29 protein-coding genes are annotated in these 24,852 nt (G+C 69.0%); 13 read left to right on the forward strand and 16 right to left on the reverse strand.

Going from position 1 to position 24,852, the window contains the following annotated elements:
- The first annotated feature begins 28 nt into the window (after positions 1–28).
- Genes LCF40_RS04335 through LCF40_RS04345 form a run of 3 tightly spaced genes read left to right on the forward strand, consistent with a single transcriptional unit; the run spans position 29 to position 2,122 of the window.
- Positions 29–964, forward strand: coding sequence for an NAD-dependent epimerase/dehydratase family protein (locus LCF40_RS04335; RefSeq protein WP_224827498.1), 936 nt, complete (start codon positions 29–31; stop codon positions 962–964).
- Positions 965–1,022: 58 nt separating this feature from the next.
- Entirely contained in the window at positions 1,023–1,694 is a 672-nt protein-coding gene (locus tag LCF40_RS04340) for a glycosyltransferase family 2 protein (protein WP_224827499.1), read from the forward strand.
- Between the two features lie 44 nt (positions 1,695–1,738).
- The gene (locus LCF40_RS04345) at positions 1,739–2,122 is read left to right on the forward strand and encodes a pyridoxamine 5'-phosphate oxidase family protein (protein WP_224827500.1); all 384 of its coding nucleotides are present in this window, start codon (positions 1,739–1,741) and stop codon (positions 2,120–2,122) included.
- On the opposite strand, the gene LCF40_RS04350 is transcribed toward LCF40_RS04345, so the two are convergent.
- The 5 genes from LCF40_RS04350 to LCF40_RS04370 all read right to left on the reverse strand — a co-directional run bounded on the left by LCF40_RS04350 (position 2,119) and on the right by LCF40_RS04370 (position 7,817).
- Entirely contained in the window at positions 2,119–3,123 is a 1,005-nt protein-coding gene (locus LCF40_RS04350) for a deoxyhypusine synthase (RefSeq protein WP_224827501.1), read from the reverse strand. The genes LCF40_RS04345 and LCF40_RS04350 overlap by 4 nt on opposite strands.
- A 94-nt stretch (positions 3,124–3,217) precedes the next feature.
- Positions 3,218–4,018, reverse strand: a complete 801-nt coding sequence (locus LCF40_RS04355; protein WP_224827502.1) for a hypothetical protein — start codon at positions 4,016–4,018, stop codon at positions 3,218–3,220.
- Between the two features lie 237 nt (positions 4,019–4,255).
- Positions 4,256–5,023, reverse strand: a complete 768-nt coding sequence (locus tag LCF40_RS04360) for a Nif3-like dinuclear metal center hexameric protein (RefSeq protein WP_224827503.1) — start codon at positions 5,021–5,023, stop codon at positions 4,256–4,258.
- Positions 5,024–5,109: 86 nt separating this feature from the next.
- Entirely contained in the window at positions 5,110–6,429 is a 1,320-nt protein-coding gene (locus LCF40_RS04365) for an FAD-dependent oxidoreductase (protein WP_224827504.1), read from the reverse strand.
- Positions 6,430–6,509: 80 nt separating this feature from the next.
- Positions 6,510–7,817 (reverse strand): TIGR00341 family protein, encoded by a 1,308-nt coding sequence (locus LCF40_RS04370; protein WP_224827505.1) that lies wholly within the window; start codon positions 7,815–7,817, stop codon positions 6,510–6,512.
- A gap of 84 nt (positions 7,818–7,901) precedes the next feature.
- On the opposite strand from LCF40_RS04370, the gene LCF40_RS04375 reads away from it, so the two are divergent.
- From LCF40_RS04375 to LCF40_RS04390, 4 genes are all read left to right on the forward strand, one after another.
- Positions 7,902–8,186 (forward strand): DUF357 domain-containing protein, encoded by a 285-nt coding sequence (locus LCF40_RS04375; protein ID WP_224827506.1) that lies wholly within the window; start codon positions 7,902–7,904, stop codon positions 8,184–8,186.
- A 204-nt stretch (positions 8,187–8,390) separates the two neighbouring features.
- Positions 8,391–9,380 carry a transcription initiation factor IIB gene (locus tag LCF40_RS04380; protein ID WP_114575510.1) on the forward strand — a complete coding sequence of 330 codons (990 nt, stop codon included), beginning with the start codon at positions 8,391–8,393 and terminating at the stop codon, positions 9,378–9,380.
- Positions 9,381–9,522: 142 nt separating this feature from the next.
- Complete coding sequence (locus tag LCF40_RS04385) at positions 9,523–9,702, forward strand: DUF7836 family putative zinc-binding protein (RefSeq protein ID WP_114575509.1); 180 nt, start codon at positions 9,523–9,525, stop codon at positions 9,700–9,702.
- 243 nt (positions 9,703–9,945) lie between these two features.
- Complete coding sequence (locus tag LCF40_RS04390; RefSeq protein WP_114575508.1) at positions 9,946–10,182, forward strand: UPF0058 family protein; 237 nt, start codon at positions 9,946–9,948, stop codon at positions 10,180–10,182.
- Between the two features lie 268 nt (positions 10,183–10,450).
- Here the strand turns inward: LCF40_RS04390 and LCF40_RS04395 are convergent, their stop codons facing one another.
- Entirely contained in the window at positions 10,451–10,897 is a 447-nt protein-coding gene (locus LCF40_RS04395; protein ID WP_224827507.1) for a DUF555 domain-containing protein, read from the reverse strand.
- A gap of 122 nt (positions 10,898–11,019) precedes the next feature.
- Between LCF40_RS04395 and LCF40_RS04400 the strand changes: the two genes are divergently transcribed.
- Positions 11,020–11,922: a DNA-3-methyladenine glycosylase family protein gene (locus LCF40_RS04400; protein WP_224827508.1), complete on the forward strand. Its 903-nt coding sequence runs from the start codon at positions 11,020–11,022 to the stop codon at positions 11,920–11,922.
- On the opposite strand, the gene LCF40_RS04405 is transcribed toward LCF40_RS04400, so the two are convergent.
- A complete protein-coding gene (locus LCF40_RS04405) occupies positions 11,916–13,088 on the reverse strand; it encodes an MFS transporter (RefSeq protein WP_224827581.1) in 1,173 nt (390 codons plus the stop codon). The two genes, LCF40_RS04400 and LCF40_RS04405, sit on opposite strands and share 7 nt — an antisense overlap.
- A 147-nt stretch (positions 13,089–13,235) precedes the next feature.
- Between LCF40_RS04405 and LCF40_RS04410 the strand changes: the two genes are divergently transcribed.
- Positions 13,236–14,432, forward strand: coding sequence for an MFS transporter (locus tag LCF40_RS04410; RefSeq protein ID WP_224827509.1), 1,197 nt, complete (start codon positions 13,236–13,238; stop codon positions 14,430–14,432).
- Between the two features lie 17 nt (positions 14,433–14,449).
- Here the strand turns inward: LCF40_RS04410 and LCF40_RS04415 are convergent, their stop codons facing one another.
- Both LCF40_RS04415 and LCF40_RS04420 read right to left on the reverse strand, forming a co-directional pair.
- Positions 14,450–14,608 (reverse strand): hypothetical protein, encoded by a 159-nt coding sequence (locus tag LCF40_RS04415; protein WP_198667820.1) that lies wholly within the window; start codon positions 14,606–14,608, stop codon positions 14,450–14,452.
- Complete coding sequence (locus tag LCF40_RS04420; RefSeq protein ID WP_224827510.1) at positions 14,605–14,781, reverse strand: DUF7837 family putative zinc-binding protein; 177 nt, start codon at positions 14,779–14,781, stop codon at positions 14,605–14,607. The genes LCF40_RS04415 and LCF40_RS04420 overlap by 4 nt, the downstream gene beginning before the upstream one ends.
- Before the next feature lie 123 nt (positions 14,782–14,904).
- On the opposite strand from LCF40_RS04420, the gene LCF40_RS04425 reads away from it, so the two are divergent.
- Positions 14,905–15,684: a hypothetical protein gene (locus LCF40_RS04425; protein WP_224827511.1), complete on the forward strand. Its 780-nt coding sequence runs from the start codon at positions 14,905–14,907 to the stop codon at positions 15,682–15,684.
- Positions 15,685–15,709: 25 nt separating this feature from the next.
- On the forward strand, positions 15,710–16,747 hold the full coding sequence (locus LCF40_RS04430; protein WP_224827512.1) for an alpha/beta hydrolase family protein: 1,038 nt from the start codon (positions 15,710–15,712) through the stop codon (positions 16,745–16,747).
- On the opposite strand, the gene pth2 is transcribed toward LCF40_RS04430, so the two are convergent.
- Entirely contained in the window at positions 16,741–17,079 is a 339-nt protein-coding gene (gene pth2 / locus LCF40_RS04435) for a peptidyl-tRNA hydrolase Pth2 (protein ID WP_114575502.1), read from the reverse strand. The genes LCF40_RS04430 and pth2 overlap by 7 nt on opposite strands.
- Positions 17,080–17,162: 83 nt before the next feature.
- On the opposite strand from pth2, the gene LCF40_RS04440 reads away from it, so the two are divergent.
- Together LCF40_RS04440 and dcd are read left to right on the forward strand one after the other, a co-directional pair.
- Complete coding sequence (locus LCF40_RS04440; RefSeq protein ID WP_224827513.1) at positions 17,163–17,882, forward strand: Yip1 family protein; 720 nt, start codon at positions 17,163–17,165, stop codon at positions 17,880–17,882.
- 38 nt (positions 17,883–17,920) lie between these two features.
- Positions 17,921–18,508 (forward strand): dCTP deaminase, encoded by a 588-nt coding sequence (gene dcd / locus LCF40_RS04445; protein ID WP_224827514.1) that lies wholly within the window; start codon positions 17,921–17,923, stop codon positions 18,506–18,508.
- A gap of 18 nt (positions 18,509–18,526) precedes the next feature.
- Here the strand turns inward: dcd and LCF40_RS04450 are convergent, their stop codons facing one another.
- The 6 genes from LCF40_RS04450 to LCF40_RS04475 all read right to left on the reverse strand — a co-directional run bounded on the left by LCF40_RS04450 (position 18,527) and on the right by LCF40_RS04475 (position 24,691).
- Positions 18,527–19,420: an alkaline phosphatase family protein gene (locus LCF40_RS04450; RefSeq protein WP_224827515.1), complete on the reverse strand. Its 894-nt coding sequence runs from the start codon at positions 19,418–19,420 to the stop codon at positions 18,527–18,529.
- A complete protein-coding gene (locus LCF40_RS04455) occupies positions 19,369–19,656 on the reverse strand; it encodes an alkaline phosphatase family protein (protein ID WP_224827516.1) in 288 nt (95 codons plus the stop codon). Before LCF40_RS04455 ends, LCF40_RS04450 begins: the two co-directional genes overlap by 52 nt.
- Positions 19,657–19,837: 181 nt before the next feature.
- Complete coding sequence (locus LCF40_RS04460; RefSeq protein ID WP_224827517.1) at positions 19,838–21,298, reverse strand: glycosyltransferase family 2 protein; 1,461 nt, start codon at positions 21,296–21,298, stop codon at positions 19,838–19,840.
- Positions 21,299–21,418: 120 nt separating this feature from the next.
- Positions 21,419–22,456 (reverse strand): WbqC family protein, encoded by a 1,038-nt coding sequence (locus LCF40_RS04465; protein ID WP_224827518.1) that lies wholly within the window; start codon positions 22,454–22,456, stop codon positions 21,419–21,421.
- Positions 22,457–22,617: 161 nt separating this feature from the next.
- Entirely contained in the window at positions 22,618–23,301 is a 684-nt protein-coding gene (locus LCF40_RS04470) for a PIG-L deacetylase family protein (protein ID WP_224827519.1), read from the reverse strand.
- A gap of 130 nt (positions 23,302–23,431) precedes the next feature.
- Positions 23,432–24,691 carry a glycoside hydrolase family 18 protein gene (locus tag LCF40_RS04475; RefSeq protein WP_224827520.1) on the reverse strand — a complete coding sequence of 420 codons (1,260 nt, stop codon included), beginning with the start codon at positions 24,689–24,691 and terminating at the stop codon, positions 23,432–23,434.
- Positions 24,692–24,852 lie beyond the last annotated feature (161 nt).

The raw sequence follows: 24,852 nt of genomic DNA on the forward strand, positions 1-24,852 counted from the left end.
TTAGTGGGTCCGGCGCGAGCCCCCGCGTATGGCGAACACGAAGGCCGACGACGGCGAGAACGAGTTCGATCACGCGGTCGAGACCGCGGTCGTCACTGGCGCGGCGGGGAGCGTCGGCTCGTGGGTGACCGATCGGCTCGCCGACGACGGCGTGGAGGTCGTCGGGCTCGACCTGAATCTGCCGGAGGGGACCCGCTCGAACGCCCACTTTCGGAGTGTAGACCTCACCGAGCAGGGACCGACCTGGGAGACGATCCACGAGATCGACCCCGACGCGGTAATCCACTGTGCGGCGATCTCGGGCCCGCTCGACGATCCGGGGACGCGGGTCTACGAGAACAACGTCATGAGCACGTACAACACGCTCGTTGCCGCCGGGCGGGCCGACGCGGAGGTCGTCTGGACCTCCTCGCAGGCGGTGTACGGACCCCTGTTCGCCGCCGAGCCCTGGGTGCCCGACGACCTGCCGATCGACGAGGGGACGGAGCTCCGACCCGAAGACCCGTACGGAACCTCGAACGCGGCCGGCGAGGAGATCGCGGCGATGGTCGCCCGCCGCTATGGAGTGTCCGTCACGACGCTGCGTCCGACCTCGATCTACACCCCCGGCGAGTACCGCGCCCGCCCACAGCGCGAGGGCTTTGACCTCTCCTCGGCCGAACTCAGCGGGAACTTCTGGTCGTACGTCGACGTCCGGGACGTCGCCCGGATGGCCGAGGCCGCGCTCGCGGCCGACCTGCCGGGCCACGAGGTCTTTTGCTGTACCGCCGACGAGAACCACCTCGGCCACCCGACGGCGGAGCTCATCGAGGCGACGGGTCACGACCTCCCGGCCGACCACGGGCTCTCGGGCGACGAGTCGGCCTTCTCGAACGCGAAAGCCGAGGAGCTGCTGGGGTGGGAACCCGCCGTCTCCTGGCGAGGCGTCGAGGAGGAGACATCCTCGCATCCGGAGTGGCTGTAACCCGCCTGCGGGCCGAAAGCACGGACGGTTAAGACCCTCGAGGTCGGAATCGGGAGGGATGGCGCGGACGGACCCACCCGACGTGAGCTTCGTCGTCCCGGCGATCGACGAGGCCGACTACGTTCGGGAAACTCTCGGAAGCATCCGGGACCTCGATACTGACTACGTCTACGAGACTCTCGTCGTCGACGGCGGCTCCACGGACGGAACCCCCGAAATCGTCCGCGAGTCCGGCGCCCGACTGGTGGCCCAGGAGGGAACGGGGATCGGTGCGGCCCGCCACCAGGGGGCCACGGAGACCGACGGCGAGTGGCTCGCGTTCGTCGACGCCGACACCGAACTCCGCGCGAACTACCTGACCGAACTGCTCGGCTTCGCCCACCGGGAGGGGCTCGCCGGGGCCTCCTCGCGGTGTCGGATCACGGGTCCCTGGCGAGCGAAGCTGATGGAAGCGACCATCAACCACGTCTTTCCCCGGCTCTCGCGGCCGATCCTCCCCGGATTCAACCTCCTCGTCCGCCGGGAGGTCTACGAGGCGTCGGGCGGGTTCCCCAACGTCGGCAACGAGGACACGGCCTACAGCCGCCGGCTCGGCAGCCGGTATCCGACCGGCTACTGTCCCGAAGTCTTAGTCGAGACTTCCGGCCGGCGGATCGCCGACAGCGGCCTCACCGGCGCCGCCGTCCACTATCTGGCTCTCGACGCCGCCCGGCTTCGGTCGGGGTACTGACCGCCGGGCCAAACCGCTTTGGCCGTCCTCACCGTACGTCGCCCATGAGCGTCCCCCCGGAGGCCGAGCGATTGCTCGAGAGCCGACCGCTGATGGCCCACCTCGCGACCTCGGTGGAGGATCGCCCGCACGTGGCCCCGGTGTGGTACCGATACGAGGACGGAACTATTGACCTCTCGATCGGGGGCCGAAAGCTCGAGAACGTCCGGGCGAACCCCCGGGTCGCGCTCTCGGTCCAGCACGACGAGGACGGCGACGCCCGCTGGATGGTCTCCCTGCGTGGCACTGCGCGGGTCGTCGAAGAGAGGGAGCAAGCGGAGGCCGCGATCGCCCGGATCAACGAGAAGTACGGCGCGAGCGCCGATTCCTACGGCGACAACGAGTTCGTCCGGGTCGAGATCGGGTCGGCGACCTACAGCACCTATTAGGACTCGACGCGCTCGCGGGCCGCGGCGACGACCAGCGGGAGCGTGATCGTCGCGTCGGCGTACACCGAGACGTTCTCGGCCGTTTTCTCGAACTTCCCCCACGACCGGGCCTCGTCGAGCGTGGCGCCCGAGAGCCCGCCGGTCCGGGGTGGGTCCATCGTGAGCTGGACGCCGTAGTCGTAGGCGCCGGGCGTGACGAGCATCGTCTGGAGCGTGAAGTTCTTCGGGACGCCACCGCCGACGACGAACGCGCCGGCCTCCTCGGCCTCGAACGCCCGGTCGGTCAGCGAGGTCATGTCCCCCAGGGCGTCGAGCGTGAGGTCGTTGGTCTGGGAGTAGATCCACGCCTGGAGGCCGAGCACCGAGTCCTGGATCGCCGGACAGTAGATCGGGACGTCGTGTTCGTACGCTGCGGCGGCGATACCGGGGTCCTCCGCGACGTCCTCGCGGTCGTTGACCGCGGCGTTCGCTCGCCCGAGTTCGCGGGTCAACTCCTCGATCGAGACCGTCCCCTCGGCTTCGGGGAACACCTCGCTGCGGAGATGGCTCTCGAACTCGGCGAAGTGTTCCTGTGGGAGGTAGACGTTGTAGATCCGATCGACGCCCTCCTCGCGCAGGGCCTCGTCGTGTTCGCGCTCGGTCTTGCCCTCGCTACAGACCTCGCCGTGGTGGTGTTTGCCGCCGATGGCCTCGATCGAGTCGTGGGTCAGCGTCGCGCCCGTCGTCACGAGGACGTCGACGTACCCGTCACGAATCAGATCGGAGACGATCCGGCGCATTCCCGAGGGGGCCATCGCCCCCGCGAGCCCGAAGAAGACGCTCACGTCGTCGTCGAACATCGCCTCCGTAATCGAAACGGCCTCGTGGAGGTCGGTCGCGCCGAGGCCCGCAGCCCCGTACTCGTCGGCGAGGTCCCCGACCGTCATCCCCGCTCGAGCCTCGGCGTGGCCGACCGGATCGTGGGAGAACGTTTCCCGGTCTCCCGTCCCGTCGTGGGTCATGTCGAAGGATGAAACCGCCGGGGGCTTCAACGCCGCGATCGGTCCCGGCGAGAGACTGGTCGCCCGAACCGACGAGCCGCCGGATCAGTCGGGATCAGTCCTTGCAGTCGCAGCCGATATCCGTCTCCGCGTCCGCGGTGGCGATCTTCTTCCCGTCGTAGTAAAGCGACACCGTCGCCGTTCCCGAGTTCCCGAGGCCGACCTGGAAGCACTCCTTTTTGCCCGCGGCGACCGCCATGTAGTCTCGCTTCCCGTCGCAGTGGCGTTTCCAGCCGACCTTCACGTCCTGCTTGCCGTGGTTCTCGACGCGGAACGTGCCGTACTTCTCGTTGCCTTTCTTCCCGCCGGACTCGTAGCACACCGGGGCCAGGTCGATCCGCTTGGCGGGGTCCTTTCCGTGATCGTCCTTCTCGTCGTCGTACGTGCCGTCTTTTCCGTCGTGCTTGCCGTCGTCTTTCTTCTCGTGGTCGTCTTTCTTCCCGTCCTTCCCGTGGTCGTCTTTCTCGTCGTGCTTGCCGTCTTTTTCGTCGTCCTTCTTCCCGTCGCTCTTTTTCCCGCCCTTTTTGTCGTCGTGCTTGCCGTTGTCGTCTCTGCCGTCGCTCTCGTCGTATTCCTTTTCGTTCTCGCCCTTCCCGGCGTCTTTCTTGCCGCGTTTTTCGTCCTTCTTCCGGCCGTCTTTGCCATCGCGGTCTTTCCCGTCGTCCGTTTTTCCTCCCTTGCCGTCGTTGTTGCCGTCCTCGCCCGTTTCGTTTCCGTGCTCGTCGCTTTCCTTCCCGTCGCCCTCCTCGTGGGCCATCGCGGTCGAGAGCCCGAGCGTCGCGCCGCCGATCACCGTGCCGGCCGCGGCGATTCCTTTGAGGCTGTCCCGTCGAGTGAGTCGTTTTCGGTCCGTCATGGTGGCTCCCTCGCGGTCGTCCGAGGGATGGAGGACGGTCCTCGGTCCCTGACTATTGTTAGTTCAGGAGTATCAGCCGCTAGCGACTGCCATCTCAGGGGTGTCCGTTCGCCATCCCGAACCGAGATCGTCCCTGACCTGTCGGAGCAGCGACCCCCGTCCCGGTAACGAATTCCTACCTTCGGGTACGGATACGGCACTCGAACTGATCCGCCCAGTAACTGGTTCGGCTCGCGCTCACAGGCCCGTCGGAGCGTCGACGTACGTCGTCTCGAGTCCCCAGTCCGAGACGAGGTCCGCGAGCGAGCGCACGCCGAAGGTTTCGGTCGCGTAGTGGCCCGCGAGCACGACCGAGACCCCCGACTCCCGGGCCTCGTGGTAGACCTTCCCTTTGCCCTCGCCCGTGATCAACACGTCGGCGCCCCCGGCCTCGGCCTCGTCCAGCCAGTCAACGCCGCTGCCGGTGACGACGGCGACCCGCTGGAGTTCCTCGGGGCCGAACTCGAGGCTCCGAACCGGCTCGCCGCCGGTATCGAGTTCGTCGTTCAACCGACTCACGATCTCCTTGAGCGATCGCGGCTCCGGGAGCGTACCCCGTTGGCCGATATATTGGCTCCCGAGCTCGCCGAACGGTTCGCGCTCCTCGAGGCCGAGCGTACGCGCGAGGCCGGCGGCGTTGCCGAGTTCCTGGTGGCCGTCGAGCGGGAGATGGGAGACGTACAGCGCGAGGTCGGCCTCGACGAGCGCCGCGATCCGGTCGTAGGTCCGGCCGGTCACGCGTTCGAACCCGCCCCAGGAGAGCCCGTGGTGGACGACGAGGGCGTCGGCGCCGGCCTCGCTCGCCGCCTCGAACGTCTCTCCGACGCCGTCGACGGCGAAGGCGACGTGCTTGACCTCCCGTTCGCCGGGGCCCACCTGGAGCCCGTTCGCGCTCGCGTCGACGTCGGCGTAGTCGGCGGTCCCGAGTTCGTCGTCGAGCCGGTCGGCAAGGTCCTGGAGGTCCATGCCGGCCGTTCGATCAGGAAGCCCTTGTAGCTCACGTCCCCAGGTCGGTCCGACGAGTCGGCGGGCCCGCCGCGACGAGTCCCGGCTCAGTCGTCCGCGGCGACGGCCTCGCCGCCGGCACTGGCTTCCGCCCGCTCGAGGTCCTCCAAGTACTCGTCGGCGTCGATGGCGGCCTTCGAGCCCATCCCTGCGGCGGTAACGGCCTGCTGGTAGTGGTAGTCGACGACGTCCCCGGCGCCGAAGATGCCGGGGACGTCGGTCTCGGTCTGGCCGCCGCCCTCGCCGCCACGCGTCTCGAGATACCCCTCCTCGTCGGTCTCGACGCCGGTCCCCTCGAGATACTCCGTGTTCGGGGTGTGGCCGATCGCGAAGAAGACGGCGCCGACGTCGAACGCGAACTCCTCGGTCTCGGGGTCGTCCAGGCGGTCCGTGGGATGGCCGGCGTCGTTCGTGACCAGCGTGACGTGATCGACGCCCTCCTCCTGGGAGCCGTGGATCTCGGTCAGCTCGGTGTTTCGCATGATCTCGATGTCGCCGGCCTCGATCTGCTCTTGGACGCGATCGATCCAGTAGTCCTCGGCGCGGAACTCCTCGCGGCGGTGGACGAGGTAGACCGTGTCGGCGAACTTCGTGAGGAAGGAGGCCTCCTCCATCGCGGCGTCGCCGCCGCCGACGACGAGCATGTCCTCGTCCCGGAAGAAGGCGCCGTCACAGGTCGCACAGGTCGAGAGCCCGTAGCCCATCAGCTCCTCCTCGCCGGGGACCCCGAGGGTGCGCGCACTCGCCCCCGAGGCCGCGATCACGGCGTCGGCGGTGTAGACGTCACCGTTGGTGAGTTCGACGCGGAACGGCCGGCTCGAGGCGTCCACGTCGTCGATGATCCCGTTTCTGAGCTCGGCGCCGAACTGGGTCGCCTGCTCTTTCATGTTGTTGACCAGTTCGGGGCCGCCGATCCCCTCGGGGAAGCCGGGGTAGTTCGCGACGTCGGTCGTGAGGGTGAGCTGGCCGCCCGGCTCGTCGCCCTCGATTACCAGCGGCTCGTTGTTCGAGCGGGCCGCGTAGATCGCCGCCGTCAGTCCCGCGATCCCCGTTCCCGCGACGAGCAGCGTTCGGTGCTCGGCCTCTCCGTCGTCCTCCGTTTCGATCCCGAGTCTCTCGTCGAGTTCGCCGGTCTCCTCGAGCGCGCTCGTCTCGTCCCAGCCGCCGATCAGCTCGTCGTCGACGAACACTTCGGGGGCGGTCTTGCGGCCGTCGGCGCGTTCGACCATCTCCTCGAAGCGCTCCTCGTCGCCCGTGACGTTGTACTCCTCGTACTCGATGCCCTTCGCGTCGAAGAGGTCCTTTGCCTTCTCACAGTAGGGACACTCCTCCTTGGTGTAGATATCGACCCGGGGCTGGTCGCTCATGGTCATGTGTAGGGAAACGCGCCGTATACGCGTTGCGCTCGCGCCACCGTTGTCCGGTAGACACGACGGGGTCGGCTCGCTTACCGATTCCCGCTCTCGGTAGTGGTCTGTTCGACGTACTCGACGGTGACGGCGACGTCCCGTCCGGTGCGCTCGCTCACCCGCTCGTCGATCGCCTCGGCCAGATCGGGATAGGCCCGGTCGGCCGGACGGCTGACCGAGACCGCGATCTCGTTCGTCTCGCTCAGGAGCCCCCGGTCCTCGAACTCCACGCGGACGCCGACCACCTCGAGGTCCTCGTAGCGCTCGTCGGCGAGGACGGTCCGGACCTCGTCGTGGACCTCGTTCTCGAAGGCGACGTGTTGGCCGAGGACGGCGCCGCCGGCGAGGAGGACGACCGAGAGGACGAGGACCGCTGTCAGCATCGTTCCGATCCGGTCGCGCCTGAGGTTCGCCCGAAGGTGGCCGGCGTTCCAGCCGTCGGGACGGTAGCCCAGGTGCCAGAAGACGACCAGGCCCGCGAGAACGATCGCGACGACGTTGGTCAGGAGCAAGACCAGCGCCCCCAGGGCGATGAGGGGCTCGCCCCACGCGACGCCGATGCCGACGGCAGCCGCGGCGGGGATCAGGGCCGCGGCGATCATGACGCCGACCAGCGAGACGGGAAGCGCCGTCGCCAGGCCGAAGGCTCCGGCCGCACCCGCCGAGACGCCGACGACCGTCGAGAGCAGTCCCGGAGAGATCCGGGAGTTCACCTGCTGGATCGCCGAGACGTCGATCGTCGAGGGGAAAAACCCGCCGTGGCGGACGAGCACAGCGAACGCGAGCGAGCCACAGACGGCGACGACCAGCCCGCCGAGCAGCGAGGAGAGCCCGTCGACGACCATCTCCCGGTCGTTGATCACGGTGCCGACGGTGCCCGTCATCGCGGCACTGACCTGCGGGGCGATCACCATCGAGCCGACGACGATCGCCGGCGAGTCGAGCAGCAGTCCGGCAGTGGCGACGAACGCCGAGAGCAGCGTCATCGCATAGTAGGTCCCGGCGCCGGGGGTCATGCCGATGGCCTTCGACCTGATCTCCTCGTGGGCGACGGAGTCATCAGTTTCGGATCCGCTGACGAACCGCTTCTCGAGCTCGTCGATGTTCGTCGTCTGTGCGGTCTCGATCGTCGAGACGACGCTGTAGTCGCCGTCGTCGAACCCCGTTTCCCTGACCCGCGAAAGGACGTGATCGACGGCCTCCGTCGGGATTGGAAACTCGATGACCATCGCGTCGGAGCCGTTTTCCTCCTCGCTTGCGGCCACGTAGTCGATGTTCTCGTCGTTCAACACGCCGGTGACCGCCTCGACGTCCTCTCCCGACACCAGTAGCGTAATCTCCCGCATCTAACGTCTGGCTCCCAGGACGGTCAGCTACTTACGCCTGTCCGAAACCGACAGAGCGTTTAGGCAACGGGCGAACCCCCACCCATGCCGGCCGACCTCTCGGAGAAGACCGACCGCTACGGGGAACTGCTCAAGGCGGCCCTCGAGGCGGCGGCGATCGCTCCCCCCGACGGGACGCCGATGGCCGAGGCCGCCACGGAGTGTTACGAGATGGCCGAGGCCTACCTCGAGGACGGACGGCACTTCCGGGCCGAGGGTGACCCCGTCAACGCCCTCGCGGCCTTTTCGTATGGCCACGCCTGGCTCGACGCGGGTGCGCGGATCGGGCTCTTCGACGTGCCCGAGGAGGGCCACCTCTTTACGGTCTGACGACCGGAAGCGATATGTACGGTCGAGGCGCCGACTCCGGCCGGGCGACCGCCGGGCCGGCCGAAACCTTCATAAACTACATAGTAAGTCGTTTATTATGGAGGCGAAAGCTTTATACGGCTTTCGGACTTACGCTATGTTAGCTGGGGCGTCCGGGGTTCTTCTGGTTTCACCCACCCGGGAGCCCCGAGTAACAGACCAACAATGACTGACACCATTACCCGGAGCTATACCGAAGAAACGGAGCGAACGAACGCCCGGACCGAGGAGACCGAAGAGGAACAGGCCGGCGAGCAAGAGCACTGTCCGGAGTGTGGCGGCCGGCTCGTCTCCGACGACGAACACGCAGAGACCGTCTGTACGGACTGCGGGCTCGTCGTCGAGGAAGACGAGATCGATCGCGGCCCCGAGTGGCGCGCGTTCGACGCCAGCGAGAAAGACGAGAAGTCCCGCGTCGGCGCCCCCACCACGAACATGATGCACGACCAGGGGCTGTCAACGAACATCGGCTGGCAGGACAAGGACGCCTACGGCAAGTCCCTGTCGAGCCGCCAGCGCCAGAAGATGCAGCGCCTGCGCACCTGGAACGAGCGCTTCCGCACGCGTGACTCCAAGGAGCGGAACCTCAAACAGGCCCTCGGAGAGATCGACCGGATGGCGAGCGCGCTCGGCCTCCCCGAGAACGTCCGGGAGACCTCGAGCGTCATCTACCGCCGAGCGTTGGAGGACGACCTCCTGCCCGGGCGCTCGATCGAGGGCGTCGCGACCGCCAGCCTGTACGCCGCCGCCCGCCAGGCCGGCACCCCCCGGAGCCTCGACGAACTCGCCTCGGTGAGCCGCGTGGACAAGATGGAGCTCACCCGGACCTACCGCTACATCGTCCGGGAACTCGGCCTCGAGGTCAAGCCCGCCGACCCCGAGAGCTACCTCCCGCGGTTCGTCAGCGACCTCGATCTCTCCGACGAGACCGAGCGAATGGCCCGGGACCTGCTGGACAGCGCCCGCGACGAGGGCGTCCACTCGGGTAAATCGCCCGTCGGCCTCGCGGCCGCGGCCGTCTACGCCGCCGCCCTGCTGACCAACGAGAAGGTGACCCAGAACGAGGTCTCTGGCGTCGCGAGCATCTCCGAGGTCACCATCCGCAACCGCTACAAGGAGCTCCTCGAGGCCTCCGAGACCGCCCCGGCGGCCTGAGATGACCGACCCGACGACCGCGACGACGGCACCCATCGTTCTCCGCCCTTAATTCTCGCCGACGCCGTACGCGACTCCGCGAGTGGCGACGCTCCCGCCGCGATGCGAAACGTTTTGGGTTAGTGGTCTGTACACACGCAGCATGGACGAAACGAGCGTACAACTTCTCTGTCCGGAATGTGCGAAAGACTGGCAGCTCGGCCCGAGCGAGCTTCCGGGCGCCTCCGAGCTGTTCCACTGCCCGAACTGTCACGCCTCGCGGCTGACCGCCGAGTTCACCCGGACCGACCGCGATCTGCAGACGCTGAAACAGCTCGGCTAACCCCGTCCGGCCGGTCGTTCAACCCCTCCCGGAAGCTCCCCGTTCGCCAACAACATACGACCATAAATCGTTCAGGATCGTTCGTAATCGCGCCTTTCTGCGACCGTTCACCCCGTTTGGTTCTCCTACCGGCCCGCGCCGAGAACCGTCCTCGGAGTTACATGAACGGGTTCCGGTGGACTCAGTATGGTAACGAGGCTCAAGATAATAATATAACCCTGCGGTGGATAGGCGAGGATGGTTATGAAGAAACAGGAACTCATCCACCTTCACGGGCTTCTTGCGGAGGTATCGAACCAGTGTGCGGCATGGGACGACTGTCGGATCGACTTAGAGGAGTACGACTCCCTTGGCATTCGACCGACGTCGATCCACAAGTCGAAGACCGACCACAAGGCGGCTGTTTTCGCGCTCGCGGCGGGCATCACCGAGGAGATGGACGAAGCCGAGTCCCGACCGGTCGCCGCGACCGCGGACTAACGAGGAGACGTCGTCGCAGTCCGAACGCACGTCCTACTGGCGAGACTCGACCGTTCACGACGGTTGGTTCGGATTCAGAACTCCTGTCACCGGTTCCGGGAGGACGTTGCTACGTCGATACGGTACCCACATCCATTCGGACGGCCGTCGGTCCGGGCCGTTCGACGCCGACCAGGATGGGGGGTTCCCGGGCCGACTCGAGCGAACCCGGGAAGCGGGTCGTCGTTTCACCGTCGAAAGGCCCGGTTTCCGGCCGAAACGGTCCGGGTTACTCGACCAGGTCCTCGAACTCGGGGAGGATGTCGTCGTCATCGCTGCCGGCATCCGTGTCGCCGTCGTCCGGGGATCCATCGTCGTCGCTGTCGTCATCTCCCCCATCGTCCTCGATGACCTCGACCTCAAGGACCTCGAGGGGAATGTTCTCGAGGCGCTGGCCGATCTCCTTGCGGGCGATCCGGGAGGCGTGTTCCTCGCGTTCGACGTTGAAGACGGTCATCTCGAGTTCGAGCGCGACGAGGGCCTCGTCGGCCGCGATGAACGCCGGGGGGAGTTCCTCGCCCGAGGGGGAGGTTCGGGTGCCCATGTCGATCTCGACGTAGTTCAGGTCGGGGTTCAACATCTCGCCGGTCTTCGAGATGCCGATGCGGATCGCCTCGTCCTCCGTTTCCACGTCGAACACCGGCACGGCAGCCTCGACGACGACCCTGCAGTCCATACCCGGAGTACCGTCGCCGGCAGTATGAAGGTTCTCCCTGCCCCGAGAGCGGCCGTAGCGGGCCTCTGGAGGGAGCCGCCGGGTTCCGAAAGGCAAAAGCGACCGCTCCCGACACGACGACCATGGCAGGCGACCCCGTCTCCGGTGCCGTCCCGATCGAGGACCTCCCCGGCGGCCTCGACCTCTACTGTACCCTCGAGAGCGGCCAGACCTACCTCTGGAGCCGCGAGGACGGCGCGATGTACGGCGGCGAGCCCGCTCCCGGCGCGTGGTACGCGACCGTCGCCGACGGCAACGTCGTCCGGGTCCGCCAGCGCGAGGGCGTCCTCGAGTGGGAGTCGACGACCGACGCCGAGGGGACGGTCCGGCGCCTCCTGCGACTCGACGCAGACCTCGGGGCGATCGTCCGGCGGGCGCCCGAGGACCCGCTCGTGAAGACGGCGTTCGAGCGCCATCGGGGGCTCCGACTCATCGACGACCCCGCGTTCCCGACGCTGATCTCCTTTATTTGTTCGGCACAGATGCGCGTCTCCCGGATCCACGCGATGGTCACCTCGCTCGCGCGGGCCTACGGCGAGGAGGTCGCCTTCGATGGGAGGACCTACCACGCCTTTCCCGACCCCGACTCCCTCGCGGCGGCGACCGAGGCCGAACTCCGCGACCTCGGGCTGGGGTATCGCGCGCCCTACGTCGTCCGGACCGCCGAGATGGTCGCCGCCGGCGAGGGCCACCCCGAAGAGGCCCGCGACCTCCCCTACGAGGATGCCCGGGAGTACCTCACCCGGTTCGTCGGCGTCGGCGAGAAGGTCGCCGACTGCGTCTGCCTGTTCGCGCTGGGCTTCGACGAGGCCGTCCCCCTCGACACCTGGATTCGGTCGGCGATCGAGGAGCGCTATCCCGACTGCGACCGGGGGTCCTACGCCGAGACCTCGCGGGCGATCCGCGAGCGCTTCGGGGGGAGTGAGGCGGGCTGGGTCCAGACCTACGTCTTCCACCATCTCCGCACCGGCGGCGAGGCTCAGTAGCCGAGCGCGAGGACGCGGTTGGCCGCGAGCGCGAGGAAACAGCCGAGCAGGAGCACCCCCAGCGTCACGAAGGCGACGCCCCATCCCAGGAGGTCGGCGGTGAGGCCGACGCCGGCCGATCCCGCGGCACCGAGGACGGTGTAGACCGTCCGGACGAGCCCGAACCCGGTCCCGCGGTCCTCGTCTCCGAGCGCGTCCATAAAGCGGGGGTCGATCGCCGAGAAGAAACTCGAGCTGAGCCCGGCGAGGATGATTCCGGCCGCCACGGTGGCGAGCCCGCCTGCCACGACGAGCAGCGGGAGGCCGACCGCGCCGGCGGCCATCGAGCCGGCGATCGCGGCGTCCCGGCCGTAGGTGTCGGAGACGCGCCCGACGGCGATCTGGCCGCCCGTCCTGACGACGAAAAACGCCGAGAACGCGACCCCGGCCGCGGTCGCCGTGTAGCCGTGGAAGCCGACGAGGAAGGCGGGGAGAAAGGAGAGCAGCCCCTGGGCGACGTATGTTCCGGCGACCGCGATGGCGAGGGGAAAGGCGACGGAGGGCCGCGAGAGGAGATTGAGCAGCGGAGCCAACTCGAGTCCCTCCCGGAGCGGCTTTCCGGGGTTCCGGGGTTCCGTCGGACGGACCCGGAGGGCGAACAGGACGAAGATCGGGACCCCGACGACCGCCGTCGAGGCGACCGCGGGCCGCCATCCCCATCGAACACCGATCCCGGCGGCGGCGACCGGCGCGACCAGTCCCGCCAGCGGACCGCCGACGGAGTGGAGCCCGACCGCGGTGCCGAGGTCGTCGAACGTCCGCGAGAGCAGGGTCGTCGCGACCGCGTAGTGGAGGCCCGCGACGCCGCCCAGCGCGACCGCGGCGGCGACGAACAGGGGGTAGACCGGCGCGAGCGCGAGCACGAGAGCCATCGCCGTCGTCCCGCCGACGGCCACGAGGATGACCGGACGCTCGCCGTAGCGGTCGGCGAGGATCCCGCTCGGGAACTGCGCGAGCCCGTAGGCGAGCCACATCCCCGTCAGGGCGACCCCGACCAGCGTGTTCGTGATCGCGAACTCCGCCGTCAGAAGGGGGACGACGGGGCTGATCGCCAGCCGGCCGAAGTAGGTGACGAAGAACGCGAGCAGACACGAGAGGAGGACCGTGTGCCGGTACTGCCAGGTTATCACGCGATGTGTACGCGACTCGGTGGACTGACATGAGGGTGGTGCTTCCGGCGAGGACCTCCCGCGACCCGGGTTCGTCCGGCCGCGATGCTCTCGGCTCGTCGCCCATTCCATACGCTTTTCGTTCCCTCCCCGTTCGGGTCTGCCGTGGACGAGACTCGCCGGGCGTACGGGCTGGTTGTCGCCGCGACGCTCGGTTACGCCTGTCTCTCCGTCATCTGGTTCTCGCTGCCGGCGTACCTCCCGACGATCATCGAGGACGTCGGGCTCTCGAGCACCGAGGCGGGGATCCTCGCCGGGGCCGTCCCGCTCACGTACGTCCCGCTGGCGCTGTTTTCGGGACTTGCCGTTGATCGCGTGGGCCCGGGACGGATCATCGCGGTCGGCGCGATCTGTTACGGGTTCGGCCAGATCGGCCGGAGTCTCTCGCCCGGTTTCGCCTCGCTGCTCGCGTTCTCCTTGCTGATCGGGGTCGGCGCGACGACGATCACCTTCGGTCTCCCGAAGCTCGTCTCGATCCTGTTCGCCCCCGAGGAGACCGGCCGTCCGTCGGCGATCTATCTGGTCGGGGCCTCCGCTGGATCGGCGTTCGTCTTCGCCGTCGGCCGGCCGGTTCTGGGACCGGCTCTCGGGGGGTGGCGTCCGCTCTTTCTCTGGAGCGGGATCGTCGCGGTCTGCTACGGCGTCTGCTGGCTCGCCCTCGCGCTTTCGGCCGGGATCGACGACGGGACCGACGGCGGCAGCTTCGCCCTCGAGTCCGTCGTCGCCGACCTCCGCCTGGTGCTCTCCCACCGGGAGCTCCGGCTCGTCGTCGCCGTCGGGACGATGTACCTCCTGCTCAACCACGGGATACAGGGATGGCTTCCGACGATCCTCGAGTCCCGGGGGATCTCACCGGCCGTCGCCGGCCGGGCGACGAGCCTGTTCGTCGCGGCCTACGTCGCCGGAGTCCTGGCGATCCCAGAACTCGCGGACCGCTTTGGCGCCCGTGGGCTCGCCCTGGTCGGCTGCGGGCTCGGGGTCGTCGTCGGAATGGCGGGCGTGATCGCCGGCGATGCGGGCGCGGTGGCGGTCGCCGGCATCGTCGTGACCGGTGCCAGTACCGGCGGGGTCTCGCCGCTCGTCCGGGCGATCCCGCCGGACCTGGAAGGGATCGGCGCGCGGCTGACCGGGACCGCGGTCGGCTTCATCTTCGCCGTCGGCGAGATCGGGGGCTTTCTCGGGCCCGTCCTCGTCGGCTCCGCCCGCGACCTCACGGGCTCGTTTCTCCCCGGGCTCTGTCTCCTGCTCGCCGCCGGGGCAGTCGTCGTCCTCGCCGGCCGGGCACTCCGAGGGGTCGCCTGAGGCCGCCCCTAACCGCGTCACTGCAGGAAGTAGGTCGCGATCTCCGCCGACTCGCAGCGCGGACAGCGCTCGGCCCCACCCTCGACGGTCGTTCCGCATCGCCGACACTCGTGGAACTCCCCGGACGCCGGCCCCCCGAGCGCCGCCCGGAACAGCCGCGGGATCGGCGAACTCATACCGGACGGATCACCTCCCGGCAGCCGGGACACTCGGCGAACGCCGTCACCTCCCCCCCGCCACGCTCGTACTCGATGAGCACGCGTGCGGGCGCGATCGCAGCCGCACACTCCGGGCAGATGCCGAGTGCCGGCGTGTCGTGGGTGGACATCACGCCCATCTTGACCATCATCGAGGGTAAATGATCCGGGCGATTCCAGCGAGCGTACCGACCCCGTAGCTATTTACGGGAGAACCTCGTGGCCGGGAGAAACGCCTATCTTCACGGGGCCAGTACCGTCCCCACGAACTGACCGTGCTCCTCGAGTCGACGTTCCGGATCCTCGCCCAGCGGCCCGTAGCCGTGATACCGTTTCTGGTCGCGCTCTGGGTGACCTACCGCCTCTTTGGATCCCGTCGGGACGCGCTCCGACGCTGGGCGGTGAGGGGGGCGCTCCTCCTCGGGGTTCCGCTCTTCGTGGTCCTCTTCCTCGCGGAGTTCGCGGCGAACCCGCTTTTCGACCGGGGCGCAGACCTCCTGATCCGGGCCGAAAGCGCGGTTCTCGGGCTGGCCGTCCGCCTCCTCGATGCGCTGCTGGCGGCCTGGCTCCGGGTGGCCCTGCTGGGAATCGACGCCACAGCGGCGGCGTTCGGGGAGACGGCCGCCGACGCGGTGCCGGCGCTCTCGGGACTCGCCTTCCCGGTCGCCGTCTTCGCCCTCGAGTTCGCCGCCGGCGCCCTCCTGATCTACGTCCTCCATCGCTCGACCCGCCCGGACGGCTCGTGGTGGCGCCCCTGGTTCACCGGGGTCGGGGCCGTCCTCTTCTGTTCGGGCTGGCTGGCCACGCTCGTCCGGGCCGACGCCTGGCGGGTCGGCGAGGCGACGGTGGCCGGCGGCTTCGTCGCCGGCATGGTCGGGCTCTCCCTGGGCGTGACGACGATGATCCTCGCCGTCCGCCCGAACTTCGAGGGCGACTCGCTGGGCGCTCACCTCCGGGGGACCGACCTCCGGGCGGCGCTGTGGGGGACGGGAAGCGAGGCGCCCGATCCCGAGCAGGGGGCCGACCGGGGCGTCGGCTCCCGGGCGAAGCGTTGATGGCGGTTCCCGCGAGGACGGAGGTATGGACGGAAGCGGGTTCCGGCTCGACCGGTGGTCCGACCGACTCGTTCGCGAGTCCGAGCGCCGTCACGCCTACGACGGCGAGGCGGTCGCCGACTGGCAGCGGGCCTTCCGGGCCGACCTGATCGAGACGCTGGGGCTCGCCAGCCGCGAGGAGGTCGGCGTCGACACCCGCCGCCTCGGGACGATCGAACGGGAAGACCACGAGCGCCAGAAGTGGGAGATCCGGACCGAACCCGGATTTCGGCTCCCGTTTTACCTCCTGGTGCCGGCCGAGGGCTCGCCGCCGTACCCGGTCGCCTGTACCGTCCACGGCCACACCCCGCTCGGCAAGGAGCTGTACGTCGGCCGCACGGAGACCGACGAACAGCGAGCCCACGTCAAGGAGGAACGCCGCGACGTCGGGCTCCAGGCCGTCCGTCGGGGGTACGCCGCGCTCGTCCCCGACATGCGCGGGTTCGGCGAGCTCGCGGCTCCCGAAGACCGCCACGCGGGGGGGCGGAGCTGTCAGCCGATGCAGCTCCGCGGCCAGTTGGTCGGCCGCTCGCTCGTCGGCGACCGGGTCTGGGACCTCCGGCGGCTGCTCGACTTCGCCGAGAGCCGCCCCGAACTCGACACGGAGCGCATCGCCGTTACCGGCAACTCTGGGGGCGGGACGGTGACGCTCTTTTCGGCCGCCGTCGACGACCGGATCGACGTCGCAGTCCCCATCTCCTACTTCTGTACGTTCGCGGACTCGATCGGCTCGATTCCCCACTGTGCGTGCAACTACGTTCCCGGAATCCTCGAACTCGGCGAGATGGGGGACGTCGCCGGACTGATCGCGCCCCGGCCGTTCCGGGCGGTCCACGGCCGCGAGGACGACATCTTTCCGGTGGAGGCGACCCGCCGGGCGTTCGAACGGCTAGAGAGGATCTACGACGCCGCCGGCGCGCCCGAGAACTGCCAGCTCCGGGTCCGCGACGGCGGTCACCGCTACTACCCCGAGGCGGCCTGGCCCTTCATCGACGCACACCTCCGGGAGTCGCCCGGTCAGTAAAGCGGGAGGTCGCCGGTGACCCGATCGACGCGGTCGTCGGCCGCGGGTCCCACCGCGAGGGTCGTGACGGTGCCGGGCTCGAGCTGGGTGTGGCCGGCGTCGCGGACGATGGCGTTTGGAATCCCCTCCCGGTCTGCGAGCTCGGCGAGTTCGAACAGGGTCCGCTCGCCGTCGCCCTTGAGAACGACCTTCTTTTGGCCGCTTCCCTTCCACTCCGATCTCGCGGATTTCTCGGTCTTCTCGACGGCCGACAGCGAGGCATGTGCGACCTGGGCGGCGAGCTTTCCCGTCCCCATCCCGATGTCGGTCCGGGCGACGATGGCCTGTTTCATGGCCGTACTCGGTGGCCCGAGGGTTATAGCGGTGGCCACTCGGCCCGGGAAAACCTCTTGTAACGCTGCCGTAACATCGATCCGTGTCCCCGATCGATCCTCTGGTCCGCCCGGATCGCTTTTTCGATCGGCAACGGTGGGACTGGCTGCTCGCCAGTTCGGCCGCCGTGGTCGTCGTCCTCGCGCTGGTCAGCGGGGTCGGGTTCATGGCGATGGGGTGGGTGCTCGCCGACGAGGTCACCGGAACGACGACGACGGTTGACAACCCCGCACACGTGCCCGACTGGGTCTGCGAACAGCAGGGCGAGGACGGTCCGACACAGAACGCCTGTGACGAACCCGAGAGGATCGAGGTCGAGACCGGCGAGGTGCTGTGGGACGCCTGGGCCGATCCGGGCAACGTGGGGGCGCTTTTCTTCTCTGTTCTCCTCGCCTGGCCCCTCACCGCAGTCGCCCTCCAGGTCGTCTCCCGGCTGGCCGGCGGGGAGGGCTCGTTCCGGCGTACGCTCGCGGTCGCCGGCTGGGGGATGGCACCGGCGGTTCTCGAGGTGGTGCTCGCGGTCGCGCTCTGGTGGTACCAGGTCCGGACGACGGCGCTGTCGTCGGATCCGGAGGCGCTCGTCGGGCAGGTCGAGGGGATCGAGCCGATGGCCGGCGGAGCCGTCCTGACGATCGCGTTCGGGATCTGGCAGTGGTACGTCTGGACCCACGGCCTGAAACACGGCCGGGAGTTGTCCGTTGGGGCGGCAGCGGGCGCCGCGGGCGCGGTGGCAGTTGTCTCGATCCTGTTCGGGCTCGCTTGAAGAGAAGACTTACGCCCGCCCGTCCGAGTCGTTGGGACATGATCCTCTCGGACGCGGACATCCTGCGGCGCTTAGAGGAGGGCGACCTCGTCGTCGAACCAATCGACGACCCCGCCCTCCAGATCCAACCCGCGAGCGTCGATCTTCGCCTCGGTGAACGGTTCCTCGAGTTCCGCCGGACGAACATCCCGTGTATCCACCCCGACAGCGCGGGCGAGGTCGAGGAGTACGTCAGCGAGACGGTCGTCGCAAACGGCGACGACTTCATCCTCCATCCCGGCGATTTCGTGCTCGGAACGACCACGGAACGCGTCGAGATCCCCCGGGACCTGATCGCCCACGTCCAGGGGCGCTCCTCGCTCGGCCGGCTCGCGGTCGTCGTCCACGCCACCGCCGGCGTCGTCGATCCTGGCTACAGGGGTCAGATCACGCTCGAACTGTCGAACCTCGGGACGGCACCCGTCGCGCTCTCTCCCGGAATGCGGATCTCCCAGCTGATCTTCACCGAACTCTCCTCGCCCGCCGACCGGCCCTACGGCGCCGAACGCGGCTCGAAGTACCAGGACCAGGACGGTCCCCAGGCGTCGCGGATCGGCGGCGACACCGAGTTCGACGGCGACCGCTGACTGCGGTCCTCCGGGCCCTCATCGAGCGTTCCGGTCCCGGGCGGCACCGAGGGGGAACGCCGCGAACGGAACGAGCATCTCGGCCCGGGAGAGCCCCCCGTGGAGCCCGACCGTCCGGAGCGAGTCGTCGTCGTACCACGCGCCCCCTCCCGACGGAAACCAGAGGAGGTCGGGGGCATTGCGGTCGTAGACCGCGCTCGGATCGGTCGGCCCGAACAGCTCCCGGGACTCGTATTCCGGTCGCGCGAAGACGCGACAGTCGAACCCCCGGCGCAGCCGTCGCTGGAGGCCCTCGGCGGCTCGCGCCCGGAGGTGGAGCTGTAGCTGCCTGCTCCCGCCGACCGGCGGGATCCGGTTTCCCTCGGAATCGGTCGCGAGCGATTCCCAGAGGGGAACGTACTCCCGGAGATCGACGTTGTTCCCGCTGGAGTCGATCTGTCCGTGGTCCGCGGTGAGGACGAGCAGCGTCCGCTTGGCGACGCGGCCGTCGAGCCGAGCGACGAGTTCCCGCCACAGCGCGTCGGACAGCTCCTTGAGCGCGGCGTCGGTTTCGGGCGCCCACGGCCCCGAGCGGTGGGAGACCCGGTCTACCGTGGGGACGTGCGCGTAGAGGTACCGGGATTCGGGGGATCGCTCGAGGGGTCGGCGGAGTCTCCCGGCGAGTTCCGGAACCGTCGAGTACCCCGTATAGCGGTCCGCGCCCCGCGAGAAGTGCCGTCGGCCGTCGCTGATCTCGTGGGGTTCGAACAGGCCGGTCGAGATCCGGTCGGGAACGCGCGGGTAGATCGGGGTCGCCCCCGAGAGCGCCGACGGGTCGGGCGCGTCCGGAACGGCCTCCCGGACGGGCGTCCCGTCGGCCGTCAGATACGGGAGCGCCTGGACCGGGCCGACCCCCCCTCGAGATACTGCCACCAGCCCAGTCGCCCGTGTTCGGTCGGATACTGACCCGTGTGGACCGTCGGGATCGCGCTGGCCGTCTCCGAGGGGACGATCGACGTCAGCGCCGTCATCGTCCCGCGGTCTCCGACCGCCGGGAGCAACGGCGCGTCGAGGCGATCCCGGGCATCTCGGAACCGGTCGTAGCCGAGGCCGTCGATCACGACGAGGACGACGTTCGCGATCGGGTCCGGATCGATCCCCTCGAACACGTCCGCGGGGAGCGACGGGACGCCGTCCGGACGGCCGTCCAGTAGGTCGAGGCAGGCACCCGGAACGCCGGCGAAACAGTACCCTCCGTAGTCGGGGAGGACGAGGCCGTCCTCGCCGACCCGGTCGAGAAGTGCCTCGACCGCCGCCCGGTCGTCGCGATCCTCCGGTTCAATCGGGCGATCACTTCCGCCAGTCGCGGTTTCCGAGCAGGATGTCCGTCCCGACCCGGAGGTAGGTGTAGGTCAACACGGGCAGGACCACCGTCCGGATCAGGACGAAGGGGACCAGCCCCCTGAGGAGGGTGACTCGGCGCGTCCGCGTGATCACTGCGAGCCCGACCGACAGGAGGTACTCGAGAACGATCAATATCATGACGGCGTCGATAGCGACGAACCCCAGTCCCGAGAGCGCGAGCATGACGAACACCGTGGTCGGGTACAGTCCGTCGAGAACCTGGGCGATGATGAGCCGCCCCATCGGCCGCTTCAGTGCCGGGGGATTCCGGTCCGATTCGGGCTCGGAACCGGCTCCCTCTGGCGGATCCGTCTCGGGGTCGGCCCGTTCGTCGGCGGGCTCTGCTCCCTCGGGGGAGGCGACCACTGACGCGGACACGGAGGTGCCCCGGTCGGTGCCGCCGTCGGTCGTCACCCCGCTTTCCTCGTCGGCGGGGACCGAGTGCGTCCGGAACCGGAACGTGAGGTTCGTGAAGTAAAAGGCGCTCTGGAGATAGCCCGACCCCCAGAGGTAGTTCTGTTTGAACGTCTTCCGGAGCCCCGGGACGTCCGACCGGAGGTAGGTGTCGTGGAGGTGAACGTTTGCCCAGCCCCGCTCGGAGAACGCGAAGCCGAGGAAGATGTCCTCGCTGTTGGTCAGGTCGTCGCCCAGCGACTCCTCGTAGTCGTCGAACACCGAGACCAGCCGCTCGCGGTCGTACAGCACGGCCGCCCCGACGGGAAACAGCGTCGAACCAAAGGCCCGCATGATCCCATCGGCGAAGACCCGCTGTTGGACGTGGTAGTCGACGTTCCGGAAGCCGATGATCGCCTCGTTGTTCGCGAGGTAGCCCTCGACCCCGGTCCGGGAGGCGTGTTCGGCGAGGTCGGCCCGGACGTGTTCGTGGGCGACGCTCCCCTCGGGGAGCGAATCGACGACCTGCTCGTGGTAAAACTGGCGTTTGGCCCGCGGGCTCGTCGGGTAGACGGTTCCGAAGGAGCTGGCGACGCCGGGATCGGCATGGGGTTCGAGCAGCCGCTCGACGTAGTCGGGGCTCTCGAGGAAGGTGTCGGCGTCGAGGACGAACACCGTGTCGGTTTCTGACTCCCGGGCGACCTCCTTCATCCCGACCGTTTTCCCCTGGGGGACCTCGTGGCGCCGGTGGACGATCTCGAGGTCGAACTCCGTCGCGAGTTCAGCGACGATCTCGGTCGTGTCGTCGGTCGAGCCGTCGTCGACGACGACGACCCGGTCGGGCGGGACCGTCTGGGCGGCAAGCGACGCCAGCGCGTAGGGGATCGTCCGCTCCTCGTTCAGCGCCGGGATCATCGCCGTCACCGTCGGCCGCTCTCCCGACGCCGGAAACGACCTACGGGACCTGAACAGTTTGCCGTACGCCGAGATCAGCGTCGAGAGTCCTACGACCATCTCCCCGTCCCCCAGGTTCGGGGCAGGCTCATATGAGGGCGTCCACCGTTTCGCCGGGAATCCCGCCGTTACCCGCCATAGGGACGACGTACGGCGGGAGCGAAGACGGGAGACGGACGCTCACTCGATCCACGCGGAGGGGTCCTCGGCTCCGTAGAGCACGTCGAGCGCACAGACGTTGCCGCCCTCCCACCCGGGGGTCCAGTCCTGGACGAGGACCTCGAGTCCCCGGCGCTCGAACGGGCCGGTCCGCATGTAGTTCTCGTAACCCGTCCTCCCCGAGAGGTAGCCGTCGCCGCCGAAGTGGTCGGTCAGTCGGGCGAGATACTCGGGGGCGTCCCCGGTCCGTTCGACCGGAAGCTCGCTCGAGCGGACGATCCGGGAGCCGACCCCGAACCGGTCGAACAGCTCCGAGAGCAGCGGAACCGTGAGCTCGACCAGTCGGACCTCCCCCACCCACTCGCCGACGTCGACGCCCTCGAGTTCCCAGCGGCGGTCCATCGGGGTGTCCTCGACGGAGCCCTCGAGCTCCGCGGAGAGCGCTGCCAGCGAGCGGTCGCGCCGGGCCTTGAGCTCCCGGCAGTCGCCCTCGACCCGCTCGAGCCGGGACTCGAGGTCGGCGGCGGCGGCGACCAGGCCCTCGACCGACGACTCCGGGTCCTCCCGTTTCCGGAGGGCGATCTCGTCCCCGAGCCGGTTCTTGCGCGCTCGCAGCCGGTCCAGCCGCCGCCGGCGCGTGCGCCACTCGGCGTCCACCGTCCGCCACGCGTCTACCTCGTCGCCGACGCCGGCGTCGGCGGGCGGACCCTTCCGGAGAGCGGCCGGATCGACGAGCGGCGGGCAGAGCCGCTCGTAGAACGGGCGCAGCTCCGTCGCCGCCTCGCCGTACTTCCCGACGAGGGTCCGGAGGTGGCGCGCCGGCCACGGCTCGGACATGTCGATCCGGGCGTCCTCGATCGGCGTCTCGACGCCGGTGTCCCGGACCGGAACCGTCAGCCACGACCGGCCCTGGTAGTCGATCGGTGCCCGGTGGTGGGGCGAACTCCGGGAGAACTGGACGTCGTCGTAGATCACGAACACGTCCGCCTGCCGCGCCCGCGCGAGGTAGTGCAGCCGCGGATAGTAATGGGGTTGGTACGCCGCGACGAGGCCGGTCATGGCAGTCGCCTCCCCGACGACGCCCTTCAGTATCCGTCGCGTACAGCGATCGCTCGCCGGGACGCCGGCAGCCGAAAGCGACCGTTACCGGCCGACCGCGTTCGGGCGGCCGAAACGGCCCTCCGTCGCGTGCGGGACCGATGGCTTCGGTCGGACTCGGGTCATCGACGGCGATCCAGCACCACCTCGAAGGGCTCGGCCGCCCGAAACCCCGACCGATCCCCCCAGAGGCGGGCGTTCGCCCGGAGGCTGTCCGGGCTTCGCGGATGCGGGCGGTCTCGCATCTCGCTTTCGTAGACGTCGATTGCCTCCATCTTCGCCTCCATCGTTTCGGTGATATCGACGAACGTCGAGGGCTGGAACGGGTTGTTCTCGGTGGGGATCGCCAGCTCGGTCGAGGAGGGGGTCTCGAAGGAGAGGATCCGATCGACCGTGGTGTCGGCGACGGGGCGTGCGGCCGTCCGGACGGCCCGCGCGACGAGCTGGTGGTCGACGTTCAGATCCCCGGAGTAGTGGGTGTAGATCGTCGTCGGCTCGACGTCCGCGATGGCCCGCTCGACGTCTCTCACGACGTCGATCAGGGCGACGTCGTCGAGCTGGTTGCCCCAGTAGTCGAGGATCCGTACCGACTCGACGCCGAGGACCTCGCCGGCGGCGCGGGCCTCGCGGCGGCGTTCCTCCCGGCGCTCCCTCGCGGCCTCGGTCTCGGTCTCGTGGCGGGCCATCTCGCCGTCGCTCAGGAGAAGCACGGAGACCGTTTCGCCGTCGGCCGCGTGTCTCGCGAGCGTCCCGCCGACTCCGAGGACCTCGTCGTCGGGATGGGCCCCCACACAGAGCACGGTCATCGCTCCCCTCTGTCGGGGATCCCGGCAGTAAGTATGCGGACGATACAGCCGGCAATCGCGACTTACCCGGAATCGCGTCCCTCTCGGACCCGGCGGCGGCTCCGTTCGCGGACGAACGGGGCCCGGGGAGTCAGCCGCCGGACCCGCTCGCGGCGTCGGCCATCGCCTCGAGCAACTCGTCGTCGTAGTCGTAGCTCAGTTCCCAGCAGAACACCCCGCGACAGTCGGCGTCGCGGGCGAAGCCGGTCGCCGCCCGGACGTAGTCGGGATCGGTCGCCGAGACCCAGTTGCGCTCGTCGGCGGCGTAGAGGTAGGGCACCTCGGCGTGGTCGTCCCAGTGGTAGCTCCAGGCGCCGTCGGCGATCCGCCGCGCGCACTCCCCGCCGTCGATGGTGGCCTCGTAGGACTCGAAGTCCTGGCCGAGGCCGTCGTCGTTCGGTCCCGGTTCGACCCCGTCGAACGCGCGGCCGTAGAAGGCGTGGCCGACCATCAGCTGGGATCGGTCCATCCCCTCGGTCGCCCAGGTCGAGACCGCCTCCTCGGCGGAGGGGGAGCCGTACACCGGCGCGTTGTGGGCGGTCGTCGGGCTCGAGGGGCCGGACATATCGTAGGACATCACGTTGACCCAGTCGAGGTGCTCCGAGAGCCCCTCGACGTCGAGCGGCCGGACGTGGTTCGGATCGGACGGTCCCGAATACGAGAGGACGTACTCCCGGCCGTCGGCCTCGCCTGCCTCGTCGAGCTGTCGGCGACACTCCTCGACCAGCGCGAGCGCGTTCTCGACGTCGTCCTCGCGCCGAGCGTTCTCCGCTCGGCCGCCGCCGGTGGGGTACTCCCAGTCGATCTCGAACCCCTCGAAGCCGTACTCGCGCATGAGCGAAATCGCGTTCCGGGCGAGTCGCTCCCGGCTCTCGGGCGAGCTCGCCGCGTCCGAGTAGTGGGTCGAACTGTTCCAGCCGCCGACCGCAAACCCCGTCCGGACGTCCTCGCCGGGCCCTCCCGGCGCCGTGAGCTCCCGGATGTCCGCCAGGTTGGGCTCGTCGTGCTCGTCGGTGAACTCGATCGTCCCGTCGGCCGCGGGCTCGAAGTTCGCGTAGTAGAGCAGGTCGAGCAGGTCGAAGGCGACGTCCTCGGGGGGGTACTCCTCGCGCATCCAGCCCGGATACCACCCCAGCACGGGGAGGTCCCGCCCCCCCGCCGAATCCGCGGTCGATCCGACGCGGTCGAGACAGCCCGCGAGCACGGCGGCCCCGACCGGAAGGGTGGACTCGAGGAGCCGGCGGCGGGTCGTCGAAAGGAGATCGTCGGGACGCGACGGGGAGGCGAGTATCCGACGGATCGACGCCGCTCGCTCCGACCCCCCCTCTCTTCCCCACGTCGTCGGAACCATTGGACCGTGTATCGCGCTCGCCGGTTTTGTTAGGGTGGGGGTACGTCGGGCGGCGCCCCGGTAATCCCGGATTGGTTCGCCGGTAGACGGTCCGGACGGTCCGGCCGGAAACCCGCCCCGGGTACGATGCCCATAACAATAGCTAATGGAGATCTTCTGCT

The sequence above is a fragment of the Saliphagus infecundisoli genome, assembly GCF_020177375.1.
Taxonomy (GTDB): Archaea; Halobacteriota; Halobacteria; order Halobacteriales; family Natrialbaceae; genus Saliphagus; species Saliphagus infecundisoli.